The sequence below is a fragment of the Paenibacillus lacisoli genome, from assembly GCF_030580655.1.
In the GTDB taxonomy this organism is placed as follows: Bacteria; Bacillota; Bacilli; order Paenibacillales; family Paenibacillaceae; genus Paenibacillus; species Paenibacillus lacisoli.
On the sequence record NZ_JAUQTB010000020.1, the window covers coordinates 32,649 to 51,864 of the forward strand.

General features: G+C 42.1%; 20 protein-coding genes, 1 tRNA gene and 1 rRNA gene. 3 read left to right on the forward strand and 19 right to left on the reverse strand.

Annotated elements, in window-relative coordinates; genetic code table 11:
- Positions 1–261: 261 nt before the first annotated feature.
- A complete protein-coding gene (tadA, locus tag Q5741_RS20170) occupies positions 262–729 on the forward strand; it encodes a tRNA adenosine(34) deaminase TadA (RefSeq protein ID WP_305025931.1) in 468 nt (155 codons plus the stop codon).
- Positions 730–767: 38 nt separating this feature from the next.
- Positions 768–1,337 (forward strand): GNAT family N-acetyltransferase, encoded by a 570-nt coding sequence (locus Q5741_RS20175; RefSeq protein WP_305025914.1) that lies wholly within the window; start codon positions 768–770, stop codon positions 1,335–1,337.
- A 63-nt stretch (positions 1,338–1,400) separates the two neighbouring features.
- On the opposite strand, the gene Q5741_RS20180 is transcribed toward Q5741_RS20175, so the two are convergent.
- From Q5741_RS20180 to Q5741_RS20195, 4 genes are all read right to left on the reverse strand, one after another.
- The gene (locus Q5741_RS20180) at positions 1,401–2,477 is read right to left on the reverse strand and encodes a DUF6612 family protein (RefSeq protein WP_305025915.1); all 1,077 of its coding nucleotides are present in this window, start codon (positions 2,475–2,477) and stop codon (positions 1,401–1,403) included.
- Positions 2,478–2,683: 206 nt separating this feature from the next.
- Positions 2,684–2,833, reverse strand: coding sequence for a small acid-soluble spore protein P (locus tag Q5741_RS20185; RefSeq protein ID WP_305025916.1), 150 nt, complete (start codon positions 2,831–2,833; stop codon positions 2,684–2,686).
- Positions 2,834–2,872: 39 nt separating this feature from the next.
- A complete protein-coding gene (locus Q5741_RS20190; RefSeq protein WP_305025917.1) occupies positions 2,873–3,043 on the reverse strand; it encodes a hypothetical protein in 171 nt (56 codons plus the stop codon).
- A gap of 37 nt (positions 3,044–3,080) precedes the next feature.
- Positions 3,081–3,422, reverse strand: a complete 342-nt coding sequence (locus tag Q5741_RS20195) for a hypothetical protein (RefSeq protein WP_305025918.1) — start codon at positions 3,420–3,422, stop codon at positions 3,081–3,083.
- A gap of 537 nt (positions 3,423–3,959) precedes the next feature.
- On the opposite strand from Q5741_RS20195, the gene Q5741_RS20200 reads away from it, so the two are divergent.
- Complete coding sequence (locus Q5741_RS20200) at positions 3,960–4,673, forward strand: HNH endonuclease (RefSeq protein ID WP_305025919.1); 714 nt, start codon at positions 3,960–3,962, stop codon at positions 4,671–4,673.
- 56 nt (positions 4,674–4,729) lie between these two features.
- Here the strand turns inward: Q5741_RS20200 and herA are convergent, their stop codons facing one another.
- From herA to rrf, 15 genes are all read right to left on the reverse strand, one after another.
- The gene (gene herA, locus Q5741_RS20205) at positions 4,730–6,478 is read right to left on the reverse strand and encodes an anti-phage-associated helicase HerA (RefSeq protein ID WP_305025920.1); all 1,749 of its coding nucleotides are present in this window, start codon (positions 6,476–6,478) and stop codon (positions 4,730–4,732) included.
- 19 nt (positions 6,479–6,497) lie between these two features.
- Entirely contained in the window at positions 6,498–7,634 is a 1,137-nt protein-coding gene (locus Q5741_RS20210; RefSeq protein WP_305025921.1) for a hypothetical protein, read from the reverse strand.
- 1,042 nt (positions 7,635–8,676) lie between these two features.
- On the reverse strand, positions 8,677–9,564 hold the full coding sequence (locus Q5741_RS20215) for a hypothetical protein (RefSeq protein WP_305025922.1): 888 nt from the start codon (positions 9,562–9,564) through the stop codon (positions 8,677–8,679).
- A complete protein-coding gene (locus Q5741_RS20220) occupies positions 9,561–9,752 on the reverse strand; it encodes a helix-turn-helix transcriptional regulator (RefSeq protein WP_305025923.1) in 192 nt (63 codons plus the stop codon). The genes Q5741_RS20215 and Q5741_RS20220 overlap by 4 nt, the downstream gene beginning before the upstream one ends.
- A gap of 317 nt (positions 9,753–10,069) precedes the next feature.
- Positions 10,070–10,333, reverse strand: a complete 264-nt coding sequence (locus Q5741_RS20225) for a hypothetical protein (protein ID WP_305025924.1) — start codon at positions 10,331–10,333, stop codon at positions 10,070–10,072.
- Positions 10,334–10,377: 44 nt separating this feature from the next.
- Complete coding sequence (locus tag Q5741_RS20230) at positions 10,378–10,521, reverse strand: hypothetical protein (protein WP_215079060.1); 144 nt, start codon at positions 10,519–10,521, stop codon at positions 10,378–10,380.
- A gap of 390 nt (positions 10,522–10,911) precedes the next feature.
- Positions 10,912–11,964 carry a tyrosine-type recombinase/integrase gene (locus Q5741_RS20235; RefSeq protein ID WP_305025925.1) on the reverse strand — a complete coding sequence of 351 codons (1,053 nt, stop codon included), beginning with the start codon at positions 11,962–11,964 and terminating at the stop codon, positions 10,912–10,914.
- Positions 11,965–12,098: 134 nt separating this feature from the next.
- A tRNA-Ser gene (locus Q5741_RS20240) sits at positions 12,099–12,187 on the reverse strand.
- An 88-nt stretch (positions 12,188–12,275) separates the two neighbouring features.
- Positions 12,276–13,559, reverse strand: a complete 1,284-nt coding sequence (gene serS / locus Q5741_RS20245; RefSeq protein WP_305025926.1) for a serine--tRNA ligase — start codon at positions 13,557–13,559, stop codon at positions 12,276–12,278.
- A gap of 26 nt (positions 13,560–13,585) precedes the next feature.
- Positions 13,586–13,729, reverse strand: coding sequence for a hypothetical protein (locus Q5741_RS20250; RefSeq protein WP_305025927.1), 144 nt, complete (start codon positions 13,727–13,729; stop codon positions 13,586–13,588).
- A gap of 27 nt (positions 13,730–13,756) precedes the next feature.
- Complete coding sequence (gene pdxT, locus Q5741_RS20255) at positions 13,757–14,332, reverse strand: pyridoxal 5'-phosphate synthase glutaminase subunit PdxT (RefSeq protein ID WP_305025928.1); 576 nt, start codon at positions 14,330–14,332, stop codon at positions 13,757–13,759.
- A 16-nt stretch (positions 14,333–14,348) separates the two neighbouring features.
- The gene (gene pdxS, locus Q5741_RS20260; RefSeq protein WP_305025929.1) at positions 14,349–15,230 is read right to left on the reverse strand and encodes a pyridoxal 5'-phosphate synthase lyase subunit PdxS; all 882 of its coding nucleotides are present in this window, start codon (positions 15,228–15,230) and stop codon (positions 14,349–14,351) included.
- A gap of 150 nt (positions 15,231–15,380) precedes the next feature.
- Positions 15,381–16,712, reverse strand: coding sequence for a D-alanyl-D-alanine carboxypeptidase family protein (locus Q5741_RS20265; RefSeq protein ID WP_305025932.1), 1,332 nt, complete (start codon positions 16,710–16,712; stop codon positions 15,381–15,383).
- A gap of 367 nt (positions 16,713–17,079) precedes the next feature.
- A complete protein-coding gene (gene guaB / locus Q5741_RS20270; RefSeq protein WP_305025930.1) occupies positions 17,080–18,537 on the reverse strand; it encodes an IMP dehydrogenase in 1,458 nt (485 codons plus the stop codon).
- 355 nt (positions 18,538–18,892) lie between these two features.
- Positions 18,893–19,009, reverse strand: a 5S ribosomal RNA gene (gene rrf, locus Q5741_RS20275).
- Positions 19,010–19,216: the final 207 nt, after the last annotated feature.

Here is a 19,216-nt window from a genome sequence, read left to right on the forward strand (position 1 = left end):
TCATCATACCTTCTCCCTGAGGGTTTGAAAAGAAAATCCCTGCATTGTTAATTGATATTTTCTCCACCCTTCCCTACAATAATAAGTATCCATCCACAAACTGTGCACAAATCCACAAAGATATGCAGAATTTGTGGACAACTCTGTGTATAACTGCTTAGTTATCCACAATTTTGTGCACATCATGTTAACAAACGAATATTTGTTCGCAGGATAATTGCTTGAAAGAAAGGGGCATATTTAGTGCCAGAAACGAAAGAAATGACTCCGGAAGAGCTTCCTCATGAATACTGGATGCAGCAGGCAATCCTAGAAGCCCGCAAGGCTGAAGAGCTCGGAGAAGTGCCCATCGGTGCTATTGTAGTCCGGGGCAATGAAATTATCGGCAGAGGTTATAACCTGCGTGAGACGTCCCACGATGCTACCGCTCATGCGGAGATTGTCGCCATTAAGCAGGCCAGTGAATATCTGCAGGCTTGGCGGCTGCTCGACTGCAGGCTGTATGTTACATTGGAGCCTTGTCCAATGTGTGCGGGAGCCATTGTCCAATCCCGTATTGAAGAAGTGGTCTATGGTACAACCGATCCCAAGGCAGGATGTGCGGGTACCTTAATGAATCTGCTGCAGGAACCCCGATTTAATCACCGTACCCAGATTGTAAGCGGCGTTCTGCAGCGGGAGTGTGCATCTCTGCTTACAGAGTTTTTCCGGCGTCTGCGCCGTAAATGATAAGCATCATTTAAATTACACATAGGAGGTTTTTCTGTATGGCCCTCACATTGCAGCACAAGGCGAAGGGTTTTTACCTGCGTCCATTCCAGTTGGATGATGCTCAGATTCTCTATGAGTTCAGAGTTCGTAACCGTGCATCACACCAGCCTTTTGAACCGAAGAGGGACCCCTCGTTCTTTACATTGGAAATGCAAGAGGAATTGATACGGCAGCGCCGGGATGATGCTGATCATGACTTGGCTTATATGTTCGGCGTCTTTGATGCCCTTGATGATCGCCTGCTCGGTCATATTACGCTGTCCAATATATCTCGTGGCTTTGGCCAGTATGCTGATGTAGGTTATTCTATGGATCATGAAGAGCAGGGGCGGGGCATCATGACGGCTGCTCTTCAGCTGGTCCTGCAATATGCTTTCCGTTCCCTCAAGCTTCATCGTATACAGGCAATCATACTGCCGACAAATCATCGCTCCCGGCGTGTTTTGGAGAAAGCGGGTTTTCGCTCTGAAGGCATTTGCCGTCAAATCCTTAAAATTAATGATCAGTGGACGGACCAGGAGCGATATGCCATCATTGAGGGTGACATTCCGGAATACAGCAAATGAACCTTTATATGCTCGCAAAGTAAAACCCCCTGCCTAATAGGCAGGGGGTTTGGTCATTCAAAATTAGTATGTGCTTCCTGTTTCCTGTTGAAGTTGTTCCATCGTGATGACTTGGTCACCTGTTGGAATACCAATCTTGAAGTCTTGTTTTTCATTGATCTTGCTGTACTGGCTGCTGCCTGTAAAGGCAACCTTAACGTTCATTTCCTCATCCTGTACCTCAACATCTGTTTTGATGTTCTGGTAAACAGGGTAATTATCTTTGTTCATTGCCATGTTGATGTTGAACTTGTTCACCTTCAGGTGATCCTTCATCTCATTCAATGTTTTGTTCAATTCGGATTGATCGGTGGACTGCAGCTCTTTCTTCGCTTCATCCAGATCTTCCTGTTTGATCTGCAGCATGTCACGGTATTCCGGCTTGCTCAACACATCCAGCACCTTCGGCATGGATTTGTTCACGAAGATCGTTACAGCTTCTTTAACGTTGCTGTTGTCTACACTGAATTGAACAACCTGCTTCGCATCTACACCTTCAGGAAGGCCAGCATCACTTGGTTTGATGTTCTTAAAGTATTTCGTCTGGTCATATTCAGCCAGGATCGCATTGATAACATCTGTGGACAGCTGCTGCATTTTGGCTTGGTCCAGCGAGTCCGGACTGAACTCTGTACCGGATTCCTCAGCCAGCTCCTTCAGATCCATTTCGAGGAATTTGCCCACAATCTTCTCAGGCATCGGCAGCATTGGAATGTTCGGAATCTTCACGAACAGCTTCTCTTTGGTCATTACCATAGGAACCGTGAATGTCATAGCCATGTCGCCTTTAAGCGCCAGGTTCATGGTCATTTCCGTCTGCATAGGGTCTGCTTGGTACACACCGTCTACAGTCAATTCTGCATTCTTCAGATAGCTCATAGCATTGCCAATAGCTGCGTTCTCTGATTCATTCTTCATAACAATGGACAGGTTATCCAAAGTGAATTTACTTTTCATTGCATACGAAGTCATTTTTGTAGCGTTCGCAGCTGCCGACTTAACGGCCTCTTTAGGTTCCTGCTGTTTCGCGCCACATCCAGCCAATGCTACCATCACTGTTAAAAGCAGTGCCAGCATCGCGGCTGTATACTTTTTACTCATGTGTTTCTCTCCTCTCATTCTGCACACATCAATAGTTCACGTTCTATGATAACCCACTTTTTTAGAAATGGAAACACTTTTTGGAAATCGGTAAGATGGAATTAGGAAATAAAACTTTAGTCCTAATATGGTTATGTAATTATAGATGTATCTGCAATATGTCTAATAAAATATAAAAATCCCGGCATACGCCGGGACCTGTCTGACTAGGATCCTTCAGGATTCAAATGATCCACATGGTTATGGTTCTTTACCTTTTTGGAACCGGATAAAGGCTCCTGTTGTCCACCGCTGTGTTTTCTTCTTGGCGGTGTATCCTGCGCTTCCGGAACCGGAATTGTCTTAGGCTTACTCACAGTCCTCACACCTGTTCTTCAATATGAATTGGATTGGGTTTACTGATCCTGCAGACCTGTAGGATGGCCATGACGGAGCTCGCTCAGATGGCGGCGGTCATTCCGGTCCTGATTAACCTGCTGTGCCTGATGACTGTTGACCGGTGTCTGCTCCAGATCTCGCACTACACCGCTCAGGTTTTTGTCCAGGCCGTTTTTTGCTTTTCTCATCTTGTGTCCCTCCTGCCGGATCATTTGCCATCTTGCACTACGGATGGGTCAGCTGTTGAAGCGTTTGGGCGCATTCGTGAATTTGCCTTGTATAATCAGAAGCAAGCTCCTGAATTGGACCCGTACGCTCATCAACGTGCAAACCCGACCTTTCGACATCCACCAGTTCTACGCGGACTTCCCGGGAATCAACATAAGCGCACTTAAAATCAAACGAGTACATTTGACGGCCTGAAGAATCGATATGAATACGAAGTGCATTCGGATCGGCTTCATCGGCGAGCACTGTAGCCTGGTCTCCTGGCTGCAGTATATTCCCCATTTGCTCCTGCCAGGCGCCTGCCAGCTGCTGCTGATCCATATTCAGCTCTCGGTTCATGTGAATCACCTCCACCCTGTTAACGTGCGGAGAATGTCACTCTTTTATACGTAGCATGCAGGAACATAAAAAGCCATCATTCAGATGACTCTGAACAATGGCTTAGATGCTGTATGTATGGCGGAGAGGATGGGATTCGAACCCATGTGGAGTTGCCCCCTAACGGTTTTCAAGACCGCCCCTCATTGTAAAAGCCCACCAACCCTTATTTTGTCTGATTTTATGGCACTTATTGTTGAACCGCTACAGCGGTTTCAGTTATAGGTTCAATTGGATACATGACCGTTAGATAACTTCATTTTATTATTCTCAGAAGCACAAAATCAACTTCTAATAACAAAGATACTAGTTATCATCATTTTTTTCGCTTTATCTGTATCTCCAATTTACTTAATTCGTTGGATATTATTTCACTATATTTCACTAACAATAAAATTGCACTTCAAATATTCTAATAAATTAGCAGGCGACAGACTGTTTACCATCATTAAAATGCATGGTAATATTTTTACATTCTAATACTAAGGAGAGCAAGATATGCACCCTATTGATTGTTCCGGTAAAGTCTTTATTAAAGAGGAATTAATACATGCAAATAATGCAGCAATAAAGGAAGAAAGAAATCGGCAATTAAAAGAAGATTTTTTAGAAAAGTTATCCCCTGAAATCTATTATCCCATCTGTTTAGCATTCGACCATCATAATAAGGGAGAAGTCCGAGTAGAGATAGTATTTGGAGAAGGCTTATATGGGTTTTTAGATATGTCAAAAAAGAGATATGACTTATTACCTGTTGCTTCAAAAAATGAAGAAGGTAGAGTAATTCTTACATACCCAAATGGAAAAGCTCATCCCGATAATAGACCTTATGAAGAAAAAGTCCATAAAAAATTGGTTAGAAAAAGAGACTTTAGAAAACAAGTACTCGAAGCTTATAATTACAAATGTGCAATGTGTGAGGTAAAAGCGAAGTCTTCTTTAAAAGCTGCTCATATTTATCCAGCACATAAGTGCAATGATGATTCAATTAAGAATGGAATATGCTTATGTGCAATTCACGATGCAGAATATGAGGTAGGGAACATATGTATTAAACCAGACGGAACAATAATCAATTTTGTAATTGATGAAATCGTAATTGCAAACTATAATAAAATCTCTCTGCCAGACAATCCAGAAAACCATCCTTCCTCTGAGCGGTTACAACAAAGATTTGAGCTTTCACTTACAAAAAGAAAGAAAAAAAACTAAATATAGATTTTTAAAATTAAAGGAGCCACAATAAATGGCTCCTTATTCTAATTAATTTATTTAATCCATCTCTCGGCTAATTTATCAAAGGAGATGTCCAGCCATTCTTTTTTCCAGTGTTCGAGATACATTATGTCATTTGAGGAAGGCGATGGGGCACATCTATCAATTGTGACTAAAGAAGGCATAATCAATGCATCACCTAACAGAATTGCATCCCCTTCTTTAAGTGTGGGTAGTGAATCTGTAAGTGGACCTAGCGTATCAGGCATTAGTCTTTTTACATAGTTCTGGTCCTCAGGGTTGGTTAACCGCATGGAGACAAAATTGCTGCATTGTGAAAATATTGTCTCAGAAATTTCGGATGGTCTCTGGCTTACAATCATGGCACTAACACCATACTTTCTTCCTTCTTTAGCTATTCTCTCTATAGATACTCTGGATGCATTGTATTTTGCTGAGCTGTTCTTTGGTACATACTTGTGGGCTTCCTCGTATACTAACAATATAGGAGCATATTCTAAATTAACCTCGTTGTTTGATTGTACCTTTTCCAGCATTTTTTTATAGTGATATCCATATTCAAATATTAATCTTGATATTAAGGATACAGTAATACTTAACACCTCGAACGGAACTCCACTCAAGTCGATTATTGTGACATTTGATTCTCTATCTTCTTCATAGCCTAATATTTGTCTCAAGGTGCTTTCAAACGTATGGCTTTCACTTTTTTCTCCAAATAAAAATTCTAACCTTTTATCCAAATATTTATTTCTTATACGCGAAATAAACTTTTCTAAACTTCCATCATTATAAGTCCCCTTGCTAAAACTCTGACTTTTCGCTTCTTCGAACTCATATTGTTTTTTAAAATAAAAGTCAAATTTTTCTTCATCTGTTTCAAAAGATTGCTCATTACTCTTTATGCTCATTTTGTTTGGACTTTTATAATTTTTTGTTTCTCTACTTAAATTTAGTAGACAATTCAAAACCTCAGAAACTGAAAATTTAACAGGTGCATCATAAGTTAAATTGCTGTTATCATGGGTAGTTTGTTTGTTTCTAGTTATTATCCTTCTCAGGAGAGATGATTGATTATAAGCTTGATTTTCACCTGTTTCCACCAATAATTCTTCTAATTCCTCTCCATTCATAAGCCAATAAGGCAGAAACAGAGAATCAACATCAAGGTAGTTCGCATGCGGAAACGCAGTATGGTACTCAGAATGGATGTCAAAGATAACTATATGAGAATTATTCAAGTTTTTGTAGCCAACATTTTTTGTTAATGTCGCTTCCTGTAAAATCTTCGCAACTGTATGTGACTTACCTGAACCAGTTGACCCAACTACAGCAATATGTTTATTGAAAAATTTATTTCCATTAACAGGTACTTTAATTGATTTATCTTGAGAAAGTGATGCAAAACAGAACTTACTATCAATTTCGATTGAATCATAAATTTGTTGAATTTCTTCATTTTTTGCTGTCTCTACATCAGTTGGAGGAATAGCAATGTTATTGCCTCCCCTTGTGAACTTACCATCAACATCTAAAAAGCCTATGGGCATTGCTTCTATAAGATAAATACTATCTTTGTTTTCTTCCTTTTGAATTGTAAAATTTTCAATTATACAAATTAATGCGCAATCTTCGCTATCAGATACTCTCAAATAAGAACCCACAGAAAACTTTTCACTCTGTAGCTTAAATTGCTCAATATTATTGATTTCAATTTTAATTTTGTTAGGTAGAACAGAAATAACCTTTGCGACTTTCTCCTCAATATCAAACATACTCATTGTACATCGCCCTCCTAGGTTAAATTATATTTAATATCTGAGAAATATCTTCAAGATGAATGTTTGTAATTCGGTCTTTAGCTCCATCTATCTCAAGATAATCACTTAAATAGAAATGGTAAATTTCATTAATGTAATTAGCACTTAGTACCTCTTCTAAATTCTTCTCATTTATAATTTTAAAAAGGCAATCGTTGTCATCTTTAAACTTCTCAATTCTAAATCTGTCCCCATCAAAAAATGTGCCATCATTAAATTTGTCGCCGTTATCATACACAAGTTGTTTGAAATGATTTGTTCTCTCTCTGCTCAATTTTCTCAAATAAAAAATAGGAGGTGGCGATTTACTAAGTCTCTTATATTTTCTTATAATCTTAGACATTATCTTGGCTATAATAGAGAAGTGCAAATCTTCATATATATCTACTATGAATAACCTTTCTAAATTTAATAAATTTAAGTCAACTGTAAAGTACATCTTTTTAAGGTATCTTTCATATTTTTCTCTTCCAAGATAACTAGCGTAACCCGAATCGAAGAACAACTTTCTCGCCTTTATTACATATGAATCTAAATTTGATTTATTAATCATCCTTTGTAACTTATCTTTATTTATTGATAATTGAAGTAAATGAGAGCGAATCATTGCATGATGTAAAATAGCCTCCTGCCTATCTTTTAAACTGTAGGAAGATTCAATTAATGAAATGACCTCGTCGAATTGCGTAATAAAATCCTCAGTATAATAAAGTTCAAAGCATTTTAAGAATTTTGCTTTTTGCTGAGCTGTATAATTAGATTTCTCAACCGATAGAATGTCGTTTAATTCTTTTATAGATAAATTCTTCTTGTGTGAAACTGTATTTTTAAAGTAACAATGCAAGCGATATTTTTTACTTTCATCCTCTTTATGTAAATCTAACAACTGAACAATTGGTTTTCTAATTTTACTATGAGCATATGTTTGTGATTCTTTATGTTTTACTTGAATGATAAAATTTTCATAGCTGATATCTTGCAATTGTTCAAATAGAACGTCTTGAGAAGGATTCAGCAATATAGTTTTTATAGTCATATCGAATTGATATAGAAATCCTTTTACTGCATAGTATCCGCCATCTCTGTCTTTGTTTACATTTTCCGATAAAGTCCCCAATTAAAGCACCTCTTCAAGGCTAAATATTTTAAGTTACTTATATTCTAACTGCCTTGTTTGACAATGTATGTCGAAATAAGGCGAATCTATTACAAGTAGTTAAAAAACATTTATCGTCAATTAAACTGTTATTAAATCCAAATTCATCTATATATATACCGTTACATTTCAATACGATATTCTGAACAAACTGATTCTGATAATATACCTTATCTGAAGTGGGGGAGGGGGATATTCGCCGGAACGGAATCAGAACGAGGAAGTTAGGGCTACGCAGGGTCACACACAAAAACTCCGGTTTACCAAGAGCACTTTAGTTAGATGAAGTATAAGTCATGATTATGTATCCATCGGTTCCAACGACAACATTCTGCTAAGCAACATTTTTGTTGGCAATATTCTGACAAGCCCATAACATCCTTTTATCTGAATCTTAGCGCCGCCACTATAGGAATGATTACGTAAGCGCTTAGATTTGGACGACGACTTGCATAAGAATATATTTTATCCATTGGCAAGTAGAGTATAATTTTAATTTTAATACGTCATATTGTTCACTCCTCTGCCAATGCATATTTGATTTTAAACATGCGGAATATATTTCATTCCAGTTCAGGCGGCAAGTACCTAACCATTTAACTAAGATGACTGGGTACTTCAATCATATATATGTTATATCATTAATCAGCTATATATTCTTTGCTAATGCCTATAATTTGAATCGTCAACAGGGACATGTTGAATAAGATTGACGATTGCTTGCTTTGCTTCGCGGTAAACGGATTATTTTGGGTAATAAATAACCTTTCTGCCTATAGTTATAACTTTAATAATTATATATATCTTCTAAGATAAGAGAGATACTACTTTTGGGAAGTCCCTAAAACCCTTATGGCTCTAAGGCTGAGACCACTTTAAAGTTTGCAAAAATACCCCTCGGTTGTTCAATATTCCTGCAAAAACACCCCTCGATTGAGATTGCATTTTCCTCTTATAAAATTTGTGAATATCACTTTCCGGTACATGTTACAGGAACAGCGCATTAATTACGGCTCTGTTCCGTCAAAGTAAAGTCTGCTTTCACTAGTTCCGATGCAATACCTCGATAGAATAATGATGGATTGACTTTGTAAACACTGTTCTTCCCAGCCTTAAACGAGCCAAAAACATGCTCGCCAGACAGCTTAATTCTAAGATGTTCCTTGACATTCTTTTCATCCATACCAGTGATTTCTACTACATCCCTTAGAGATAATGCTTCTGCACTGGATAAATCCTTTTCGTAGGGATGCCTTACAAGGTGATTACTTTCAAAGTGCATATATGGGAGTATACGATATAAGAAACCAATATCAGCGGGCTTTATATCCTGCTGACTGTACAGTTCATGCATAGCTTCGATGAAAACCTTGACTAGTCTAGTCTCTTTGCTTGTTCCCCTTAGGCAATAGGCTTTACTGATGTAAAACGCTTCATATTCTTTCTTAAATAAAGAAACCCTTTGGCTTTGTATTAAGCCTAGTTCATCGAACCTTCTGAGCAAGTTGGAATATGTTCTTTTATCTCTTATCCTTAGTACTTCCGCTAGTCCCTTCTCAGTCATAGGTATTCTTGCATCTAACGACATTTTAAGCATGTTGTCATAACCTATATATGATTGAAGCACCAAAAAATATCCCAACTCCTTTGTACTCAACCTCTCCATTGTCGCTAATTGTTTTGCTCCTTCCATATTCACCATCGTAAATGGATTTTCCGTCCTGTTCCTGTAAGTCTCCAGCTTCCCCCTCCTTCTAGCCGCTTCCCGCATTTCAGGGGTTATTACTATGCAATCGGTTCGTTCTTCCCCATTCCCATCTATTACTCTATTAACTCTACTTCTCTTTAATCTTTTGTCTGCTTCTTCGAGTAGCTCACGCGCTATACTCATTCTTTTCCCGCTCCTGCCACCATAACTTTGTTAGATTCAATCCATTTAGCCACTTCAGCAAGCTGATACCTGACCATGTTGTATGATAATTTGACAGAAGGTAATCCCTCATGTTTCCATCTGCATAGCGTGCGTTTAGAAATGCTGTACTTGTCACACACTATATTTGAACTCACTAAACTTTCCATTCCCACTTCTCCTTTGAATAATCTACTTTAAGAGCTTTGATTCTGACTTAATATGCCTTATTCGGACACATCTATATATTTAAGAAGACAGCTTCAAAAATCCCCACATAGTCGAATGAAATTCAAACTCATAATGGATGCTGGAGAGGGGGGGAACAAAACATCTGGAATGCTGATACTGCCAAAGTTGCGGAAACAAAAAAAGACGACCTCAGTCTAGAAAGTCGCCTACAATCAAATATTAGATTTTAAGGAGAAGTACAGTCTTTCTTTCCTACTGAAATCCGAGGACTTTGCGGCGGCGGGAAAGATAAATATTAGTCCTGCTTGTCCTGACGATTTTTAATAAATCCAATGAGCTCCTCCGTTGTCTCCCATCCTTGAATGACCCTATCTAATCTACGAACTAAATCGTAGTTGGCGTCTCCCCCAAATCTATATTGCCCAAAAACCATTTTTATCAAATGGTTTAATTTTGTGCGAGTATTTTCAGTATATTGATTAAACTCACCAGCCATCTCCAAGAACTTCAAAGCTGTTTCATCTTCGATAATTTGCTCTAACGGCTTTTTTGTGCTCATGGCGCCCACTCCTAATAATTAAAATATTCGTTGTTCCGCTGACTTCAATCTTCTCGTCTTTTCTTCTCATTTGAGGACTTCATTTGTTCTGCCGTCAGTTTCTTAATAGGTTTTGATTTAGAATATTTCCTTAAAGTCCTTATCCTTCTGTATTCCTCAATTCCAATAATTTTGCTCACTTGCTTCAATCGTATTCCTCCTCAAAGTTATTTCTTAAACTTTTGCTCAATCAGATACAGGATGGCACCAAATAGCATTCCAATTACAAACCAATAAGTTTTTAGAAATTCTTTAATTCCATTCCCTAAATCAGCATCGATATGGTTAAGAATACTGGTTGAAAACAAACCAAAACACCCCCCTTATTATTTCGTGAGGGGGTAGTGAAGTTATATTATAAGTAGTATTATAAGTGGTATTCCCTTCCATATTTTATCACAAAAATTACGCTAATGTTAGCCTACATAGTGCTCATCATCTTATCTACAACATCGCTTAGATACTTTTCTGAAAATGCCCAGAAGTTCAGGTGGTAGTTACACCATCTTCCCAGCCATACCTTAGTCCATAAGCACCGCTCAGTCCCCTCTGTTCATAAACTTCTCATATTGCTCACGAACATCAGCAACATCCTGATTAACATAACGGTTGACCATCTCCATTGATGAATGTCCGAGCAATCGTCGTAATGAAAAAGGGTCACCTGTTGCCTTTATATAACGAGTAGCAAATGTATGGCGGAATGTGTGAGGACTTATACGAACCCCCGTAATCTTTGCCTTCTTCCCGATGTAGCTAATACATCTTGTTGCCCAATTCTTATCTAATGGCTGACCATATTCATTTAGAAATAAGTTTGGAGCTTGTCCGTTCATCTCATGCCAAGCAAGGTAAATAACCAATAGTTCTTGGGTTCTTACTCCAAAGTAAACTGTCCGTGCTTTTCTATTTTTAGCTGATTCTGCACGTACGGAAGCAGAGCGATTCTGTAAATCAATTTCCTCTACAAATATTCTCATGCACTCCCCAATACGCACCCCAGTATCAAGCAGAAAAGACATCAATAATGCATCACGCAGTCCCAAGAAAGTAGTCAATTCACAGCAATTGAAGAGCTTTCTTTCCTGTGCCTTTGAAATCACTTGGAAATCTTCCTCAGGTACCTTCAATAACTCAACATTTTCAAATGGAGATTCTTTTATGATTCTTTCACTTATAGCCCAATTAAACATTGCCTTAACTGTACGTAATCTAATATTTATTGTTGAAGGCTTCAACCTCTGTACCGTCAACATAGATGAAATCCATACACGGATGACATCACGGTTAGGTACAAAGTTATCAAGACCGCTGTACTCGTTGGCTAAGAAACGCCGAAACCAGTTCATATGCTTTCTGTAGTCTTCTAAGGTGCGTTCTGCCGCCCCTGCCGCTTGTCGTGCGGCGTAGTAACGGTTAAATAGCTTGTCCAGTGTCAACGTCTCAGGGCGAGGTTTCTCGGCTTCTTGAAGCGTGGACCGAGGCGTTTCCAAGACCGAAGGAGTAAGGCGGTCTAATAACCGCTGGGGAATGTCTAAATTATTCTTCCTTTGCCCGCGCTTTTGCGGTGTTTTTCCATTGCTTGAACTCATATTGATTACCTCCCGTTAGATTTTTCACTAACGGTCACCAATACAAAAAAACGCACCAGACCGCTGTTCAACAGTCTAGTGCGTTTCAATCATAATCGCCGTAAAGCAATGTACGGCGTGTCATTTAAAGGTTATGGCGGAGAGGATGGGATTCGAACCCATGTGGAGTTGCCCCCTAACGGTTTTCAAGACCGCCCCGTTATGACCGCTTCGGTACCTCTCCAGGTGATAAAATGTTCTGTTACATTCACAGGTTCTCTGAACACGTAACAAAATGATTTTACCACATTTACTAAATCAAATCAATCTTTTTAGTTCTTGCGCGTGATTGTCTCAACACCACCCATGTATGGACGGAGTACTTCGGGGATCACTACACTGCCGTCTGCCTGCTGGTAGTTCTCCAAAATGGCGGCAACCGTGCGGCCTACGGCCAGTCCGGACCCGTTCAGGGTGTGTACGAATTCTGGCTTTGCTTTGGCTTCGCGGCGGAAACGGATGTTGGCCCGACGCGCCTGAAAGTCCTCACAGTTCGAGCACGATGAAATTTCACGATACATATTGCTCTCCGGAAGCCAGACTTCCAGATCATACGTTTTGGCAGCTGTAAAGCCCATATCAGCGGTACACAGCGACAGAACACGGTAAGGCAGGTTCAAAAGCTGCAGCACACGTTCGGCATTATTCGTCATCATCTCCAGCTCTTCATACGAATGATCGGGATGAACAATCTTGAGCATCTCCACTTTGTTGAATTGATGCTGGCGAATCAGACCGCGCGTATCACGGCCTGCGGAACCCGCCTCCGAGCGGAAGCAGGAGCTGTACGCTACATAACGTTTAGGAAGCTCTTCTCCGTCCAGGATCTCTTCACGGTGGTAGTTCGTAACAGGTACCTCAGCAGTAGGAATGAGGTAGTATTCTGTATCCCGCAGTTTGAACAAGTCTTCTTCGAATTTGGGGAGCTGGCCCGTACCATACAGACTGTCTCTGTTCACAATGTACGGCGGCAGCATCTCTTCATAGCCGTGTTCATTGCTGTGAAGATCCATCATAAAGTTGATCAATGCACGTTCAAGTCGGGCTCCCAGACCTTTATAGAAGGTAAAACGGGAACCTGTCACCTTGGCCGCTGCTTCAAAATCCAGAATACCCAGATCCTGCGCAACATCCCAATGTGCCTTTGGTGTAAATTCAAATGAACGCGGCTCCGACCAGCGGCGGATCTCCACGTTATCATCTTCCGATGTCCCAACCGGTACGCTCTCATTAGGAATATTCGGAATCGCCATTGTCAATTCATCGATACGGGCTTCCAGATGGCGGATCTCCTCATCCATTTGCTTGATTCGATCCGATACTTCGCGCATTTCGACAATTAATTCATCTGCATTTTCCTTGTTCTTCTTCAGGCGGGCAACTTCACCCGAGACCGTATTACGGCGATTCTTCAGTGCTTCGCTCTCCTGCAGCAGTTCACGGCGGCGCGTATCCAATTCAGGAAAATCAGCGATCAGATCAAGCGACTTACCGCGGTTCTGCAGAGCCTGCTCCACTTTGCTGAATTCATTGCGCAATATTTTAACATCTAACACAAGATAGCCTCCTAAAAAAACAACCTTCACTCCTGCAGAGAACTTTCAATCGGCGGGCCGCCGCACCTGTAGAGGGCCGTGCCTTTCTCATGAAGCTCTCTGCTGCGATCAGGCATCTCAATCGGTACCGGAGTCGCTGGAGTCAAGGTGTTCTTATCTTTTGCATTCATATCACCGTTAAGGAACGGCTCATCCGATTACTTTGCTGCTTCTTCTACCATTTTCACAAAATAGCTGTGGAGACGGTAGTCGTCCGTTAATTCCGGGTGGAACGAGGATGCCAGCAGATGCCCTTGACGTGCGGTCACAATCTCACCTTTATACTCACAGAGCACATCCACTTGTTCCCCAACCGATTGAATCAGCGGCGCGCGGATAAAGACAGCCCGAACCGGCTCTTCAATTCCTTTTATCGTCAAATCCGTCTCAAAACTTTCGCGCTGACGACCAAAAGCATTCCGGGTTACCGTCATATCCATTAGTTCCAAGTGAGCCTCTTCCTGACCGTCAATCCGTTCTGCCAGAACGATCAGACCGGCACATGTACCAAAGATCGGTTTCCCATGCGAAGAAAATTCACGAATCGCATCCATAAAGTCGTATTTACGCATCAGCTTGCCAATGGTTGTGCTCTCTCCGCCAGGAATAATCAAGCCCTCGATCTCTTCCAGCTGCTCTACACGTTTGATGGCCACACCTTCAGCTCCGGCCAGCTCAATACTGCGAATATGCTCGGCGACAGCGCCTTGTAATGCCAATACCCCTATCTTCATGCTAGTTCCTTCTCTCTTACCAGCCGCGATTGGCCATCCGATCAGCTGCAGCAAGGCTGGAGATTTCGATGCCTTTCATTGGTGTGCCCAGGTTCTTGGACACTTCGGCAATCAGTTTGTAGTCCGTGTAATGTGTCGTAGCTTCTACGATGGCACGGGCAAATTTCTCAGGATTGTCCGATTTGAAGATACCGGAGCCTACGAATACACCGTCTGCACCCAAGTGCATCATCAGAGCCGCATCAGCAGGAGTAGCAACACCGCCGGCAGCAAAGTTAACGACAGGCAGCTTACCTGTCTCATGTACACCAAGCAGCAGTTCATACGCTACACCAAGGTTTTTAGCTTCAGCATACAGTTCATCCTTGGACATGTTGGCCACTTTGCGGATCTGGCTGTTGATGAAACGCATATGACGCACAGCCTCAACGATGTTGCCTGTTCCTGGCTCACCCTTTGTACGGATCATGGACGCGCCTTCGCCAATACGACGGAGTGCCTCGCCAAGGTCCTTGGCGCCACAAACGAAAGGAACGGTAAACTCGTGCTTATCAATATGGAAAACTTCATCGGCAGGAGTCAGTACTTCACTCTCATCAAGGTAATCGACACCCAGGGATTCCAGCACTTTAGCTTCAACATAATGACCGATTCTTGCTTTGGCCATAACAGGGATGGATACAACCTTCATAACTTCCTCTACAATTGTAGGATCAGCCATACGAGCTACGCCGCCGGCAGCACGAATATCGGAAGGTACACGCTCAAGTGCCATTACAGCTGTAGCACCGGCTGCTTCTGCAACTTTTGCCTGCTCCGCATTCATGACGTCCATAATGACGCCGCCTTTTTGCATTTCTGCCATACCTCTTTTTACACGCGATGTTCCCGTTTCCATGTTCATGCCTCCCGTAGTGGTTATACATATGCAAAATGTTTGATAACAACATTTTTTCTGAAAATGATATTACAATCTAACTCGATATTTTACATTAAGCATCTTAAATATACAACAGTTTGTCCTTAAACCCCTGTCGTTTAATAAGGATTAGAACAGATTTTTGATGCTGTCGAACAGGTCACCGAAAAATTCGCCGATAGCCCGGAACAGCTGGCGGAACCAGCCTGCCTTTTCCACTTCTTCTGAAGTGATCAGGTTAACGGTTTGGGTCTGCGGCTGCGCCTTAGCATCCAGCTGATACGTATAAGTGACTGTTCCGACCTTGGTACCGCTCTTTAACGGAGCCACGAGGGATTCAGCGGGCGTGATATTAGTTTTGGTTGTGAGCTTAGGATCCTTGGCGCCTTTTGGAACGATGAAGCTTACAGCTTTATCTGTTACAACAGGTACTGAAGATTCCTTGCCCTTGGTTACGTTCACTGTCTCTGTGCCTTTAACCGTTGTTTTGGGAGCTACGACCTGTTTGACTTCGAAGTTGTTGAAACCATAGTCCAGCACTTTCTTGGTCTCAGTGAAACGATGTGCTTCGGTATCTGCACCAAAGACGACACTGATCAGCCGAACGCCATTACGAACAGCAGTCCCTGTGAAGCAGTTGCCCGCATTTGACGTGTGTCCAGTTTTGAGACCATCCAGACCCTCGTAAGCGAATTGCTTGAAATTGGTCACATTCTTGTTGGCCTCAAGCATCCAGTTCCAGTTCACAATCGGAGATGCATCCCGGTCACGGAACTTGTAGTTCTGAATGGTTGTATACTTGTTAAAATCAGGATGATCCTGAATGATCCGTGTAGCCAGAATAGAGGCATCCCGAGCCGTCATCAAGGTTTCTTTGTCCGTGTCCGGTCTGTACTTGGCGGGCATATCTGCACGGTCCAGACCCGTGGAATTAATGAACACAGTGTTCTTCATACCCATCTTCTTGGCAGTTTCATTCATCAACTTAACGAAGTTTTCTTCAGAACCGGAGATATACTCAGCGAGTGCTACCGTTGCATCATTGGCTGATCCAACGGCCATCGCTATATACAGCTGCTCAATCGTATGTTGGTCTCCTTTAGCCAGAAAAATACGGGACCCAATGCTTTGTGCCGCATTCTCTCCAACGGTTACAACATCAGACCACTTATGCTTGCCCTGCTTGATCTGATCAGCCACGATGTACTCGGTCATCATCTTAGTCATACTGGCAGGAGGCAGCGGCTCATCTGGGTTCAGAGACAAGAGTACCTGTCCGGTGGTAGGTTCAATCAAAATTGCAGAATTCAGCTTAAGCTGTGGGGCAGTGACGGACGGGTTAATCGTATTTGGCGTTACAGCTGTTGAAGCTGCCGCAGCGTAAGTCGCATCAGGCGCCAAAATAGCTGCAGCTGGCAAAGCTGATACACATAACATATTTAAAAGCATAACTGAAGCCATGCTCTTCTTGATGATTTGACGTTTGCTCTTACCGGAACGTAGTTGTTGGATATTAAGCTTCGCTTTCAATGAATATAAACTCCTCTCAAACCCTTATTCAAATTCATTAAACCGGAGTTTAACGAGCGTTCCTACAGAACAGATTTATATGCGGATTTGCTTATGCTGGCAGGAGAAAAGTGTCTCTCTACCATTCTCTATGTATAGGTTAACCTATTCTATCAACTGACGTTGAAGGAGAATTTAAACCCTTTGCGTGTTCTCTTGTTGGCCGCTTGTTCTATTCTATCATAGTGATATAAGCAAAAAAAGACAGACAGAGCCTTTTTACGCCCTGCCTGCCTGGTAAGATTGTCTATTTCCGAATTTACAGCGAGTAGTTAGGTGCTTCTTTCGTAATTTGAATATCGTGCGGATGGCTCTCACGAAGGCCTGCACCCGTAATACGGATGAAGCTTGTATCATCACGCAGTTCCTTCAATGTGGCTGTACCACAGTATCCCATACCGGAACGAAGCCCGCCGATGAGCTGATGTACAGTATCGGACAGAGGGCCTTTAAAGGCCACACGTCCTTCAATACCTTCAGGTACAAGCTTTTTGTCATCATCCTGGAAGTAGCGGTCTTTACTGCCCATCTTCATCGCTGCCATCGATCCCATACCACGGTATACTTTATAACGACGACCTTGATACGTTTCAGATTCACCAGGACTTTCCTCAGTACCTGCGAACAAGCTTCCCAGCATAACAGCAGAAGCACCAGCTGCAAGAGCCTTGGTAATTTCACCTGAATACTTGATACCGCCGTCAGCGATAATTGGAACACCGTACTCACGGGCAACAGTCGCACAGTCATAGATCGCTGTGATCTGCGGTACACCAATCCCTGCGATTACCCGAGTTGTACAGATGGAGCCTGGACCGATACCGACTTTGACAACAGAGGCACCAGCTTCGATCAGCTCCCGAGTGCCTTCGCCTGTTGCAACGTTACCTGCAACGATGGTCAGTTCAGGATATTTGCTTCTCAACTGGCGAACTGCATCAATAATGTTAATGGAATGACCATGGGCCGAATCCACAACAATCAAATCTACACCAGCGTTAACCAGCGCTTCGGTCCGTTCGAAAGTATCTTTGGAAATACCGATTGCTGCACCAACAAGAAGGCGGCCCTGCTCGTCCTTAGCTGCATTCGGGAACTGAATAGCTTTCTCAATATCCTTAATGGTGATAAGACCTTTTAATGTGTTGGTCTCGTCCACCAAAGGAAGCTTCTCAATTTTGTGCTGCTGCAGAATAACTTCAGCCTGCTGAAGGGTTGTACCTACAGGAGCAGTGACAAGGTTCTCATGTGTCATAACTTCACTGATTTTGATGTTGAAGTCATGAATAAAACGAAGGTCGCGGTTAGTCAAAATACCAACCAGCTTGTTGTTCTCATCAACAATCGGTACACCTGAAATCCGGAATTTGCCCATAACCCGTTCAGCATCCGACACCAGATGATCCGGAGTAAGGGAAAATGGATTTGTAATAACGCCGCTCTCGGAGCGTTTTACACGATCTACCTCTTCCGCTTGTTTCTCCACAGGCATATTCTTATGAATAACACCGATACCGCCTTCTCTTGCCATAGCAATAGCCATAGCGGCTTCCGTCACCGTGTCCATACCTGCACTCAACAGAGGAATATTCAATTTCACCTTACTGCTCAGCTCGGTCGCTACGCTAACCTCTTTGGGAAGCACCTCGGACTTGCGCGGTACCAGCAATACATCGTCAAATGTCAAACCTTCCTTGCCAAACTTATCTTCCCACACCTGGGTTTTCCTCCTTAGAATACGATTAGTTCAAAGCCTGTAAAACCTCTTGGTTCAGCACTATAAATAAGTTCCTGAAAATATATTATTGCAATCTTAGCAAAGCACTATAGGGGTGTCAAGCGAAACGGTTGACAGTTTCCAGCCTGTGTTTTCCACCAAAAACACTTGTGTTTCGAGTGAGGACAGCCACGGTTAAATTGGAAACAATCTATTGGTTTTGGACGTTATTGGTTATGTCATTAAAGCTTTGCCATCGAACAGCCTATCTGATGTCCAAGTTAGGATTCCCTAGTCACAAGATAAAATAAACAACAAAAAACCACTGTCGATCACTCAACAGTGGTTTTCATATGCTTGGCAACGTCCTACTCTCCCAGGACCCTGCGGTCCAAGTACCATCGGCGCTGGAGGGCTTAACGGTCGTGTTCGGGATGGGTACGTGTGGAACCCCTCCGCTATCGCCACCAAACGAATGTTTCAGGTCTCAACATCGCCAAATGTTGAAAACAATACTTCTTCCTTCAAGCTGCTTGAGCCTGTCGGTTGAAGGGATTGCTCCCTGAAAACTGGATCCGAAACAAACATGCGATTTAGCTGCCTACCGGATGTCTCCGGCAAGCTTGTAGGATAAGCCCTCGACCGATTAGTACTGGTCAGCTCCATGCATTGCTGCACT

Coding starts and splice junctions, on each gene's coding strand:
- tadA (WP_305025931.1), top strand. CDS start 262: ATGACTCCGGAAGAGCTTCCTCATGAATACTGGATGCAGCAGGCAATC.
- Q5741_RS20175 (WP_305025914.1), top strand. CDS start 768: ATGGCCCTCACATTGCAGCACAAGGCGAAGGGTTTTTACCTGCGTCCA.
- Q5741_RS20180 (WP_305025915.1), bottom strand. CDS start 2,477: ATGAGTAAAAAGTATACAGCCGCGATGCTGGCACTGCTTTTAACAGTG.
- Q5741_RS20190 (WP_305025917.1), bottom strand. CDS start 3,043: ATGAGAAAAGCAAAAAACGGCCTGGACAAAAACCTGAGCGGTGTAGTG.
- Q5741_RS20195 (WP_305025918.1), bottom strand. CDS start 3,422: ATGAACCGAGAGCTGAATATGGATCAGCAGCAGCTGGCAGGCGCCTGG.
- Q5741_RS20200 (WP_305025919.1), top strand. CDS start 3,960: ATGCACCCTATTGATTGTTCCGGTAAAGTCTTTATTAAAGAGGAATTA.
- herA (WP_305025920.1), bottom strand. CDS start 6,478: ATGAGTATGTTTGATATTGAGGAGAAAGTCGCAAAGGTTATTTCTGTT.
- Q5741_RS20215 (WP_305025922.1), bottom strand. CDS start 9,564: ATGAGTATAGCGCGTGAGCTACTCGAAGAAGCAGACAAAAGATTAAAG.
- Q5741_RS20220 (WP_305025923.1), bottom strand. CDS start 9,752: ATGGAAAGTTTAGTGAGTTCAAATATAGTGTGTGACAAGTACAGCATT.
- Q5741_RS20225 (WP_305025924.1), bottom strand. CDS start 10,333: ATGAGCACAAAAAAGCCGTTAGAGCAAATTATCGAAGATGAAACAGCT.
- Q5741_RS20235 (WP_305025925.1), bottom strand. CDS start 11,964: ATGAGTTCAAGCAATGGAAAAACACCGCAAAAGCGCGGGCAAAGGAAG.
- Q5741_RS20250 (WP_305025927.1), bottom strand. CDS start 13,729: ATGAATGCAAAAGATAAGAACACCTTGACTCCAGCGACTCCGGTACCG.
- pdxT (WP_305025928.1), bottom strand. CDS start 14,332: ATGAAGATAGGGGTATTGGCATTACAAGGCGCTGTCGCCGAGCATATT.
- pdxS (WP_305025929.1), bottom strand. CDS start 15,230: ATGGAAACGGGAACATCGCGTGTAAAAAGAGGTATGGCAGAAATGCAA.
- Q5741_RS20265 (WP_305025932.1), bottom strand. CDS start 16,712: ATGGCTTCAGTTATGCTTTTAAATATGTTATGTGTATCAGCTTTGCCA.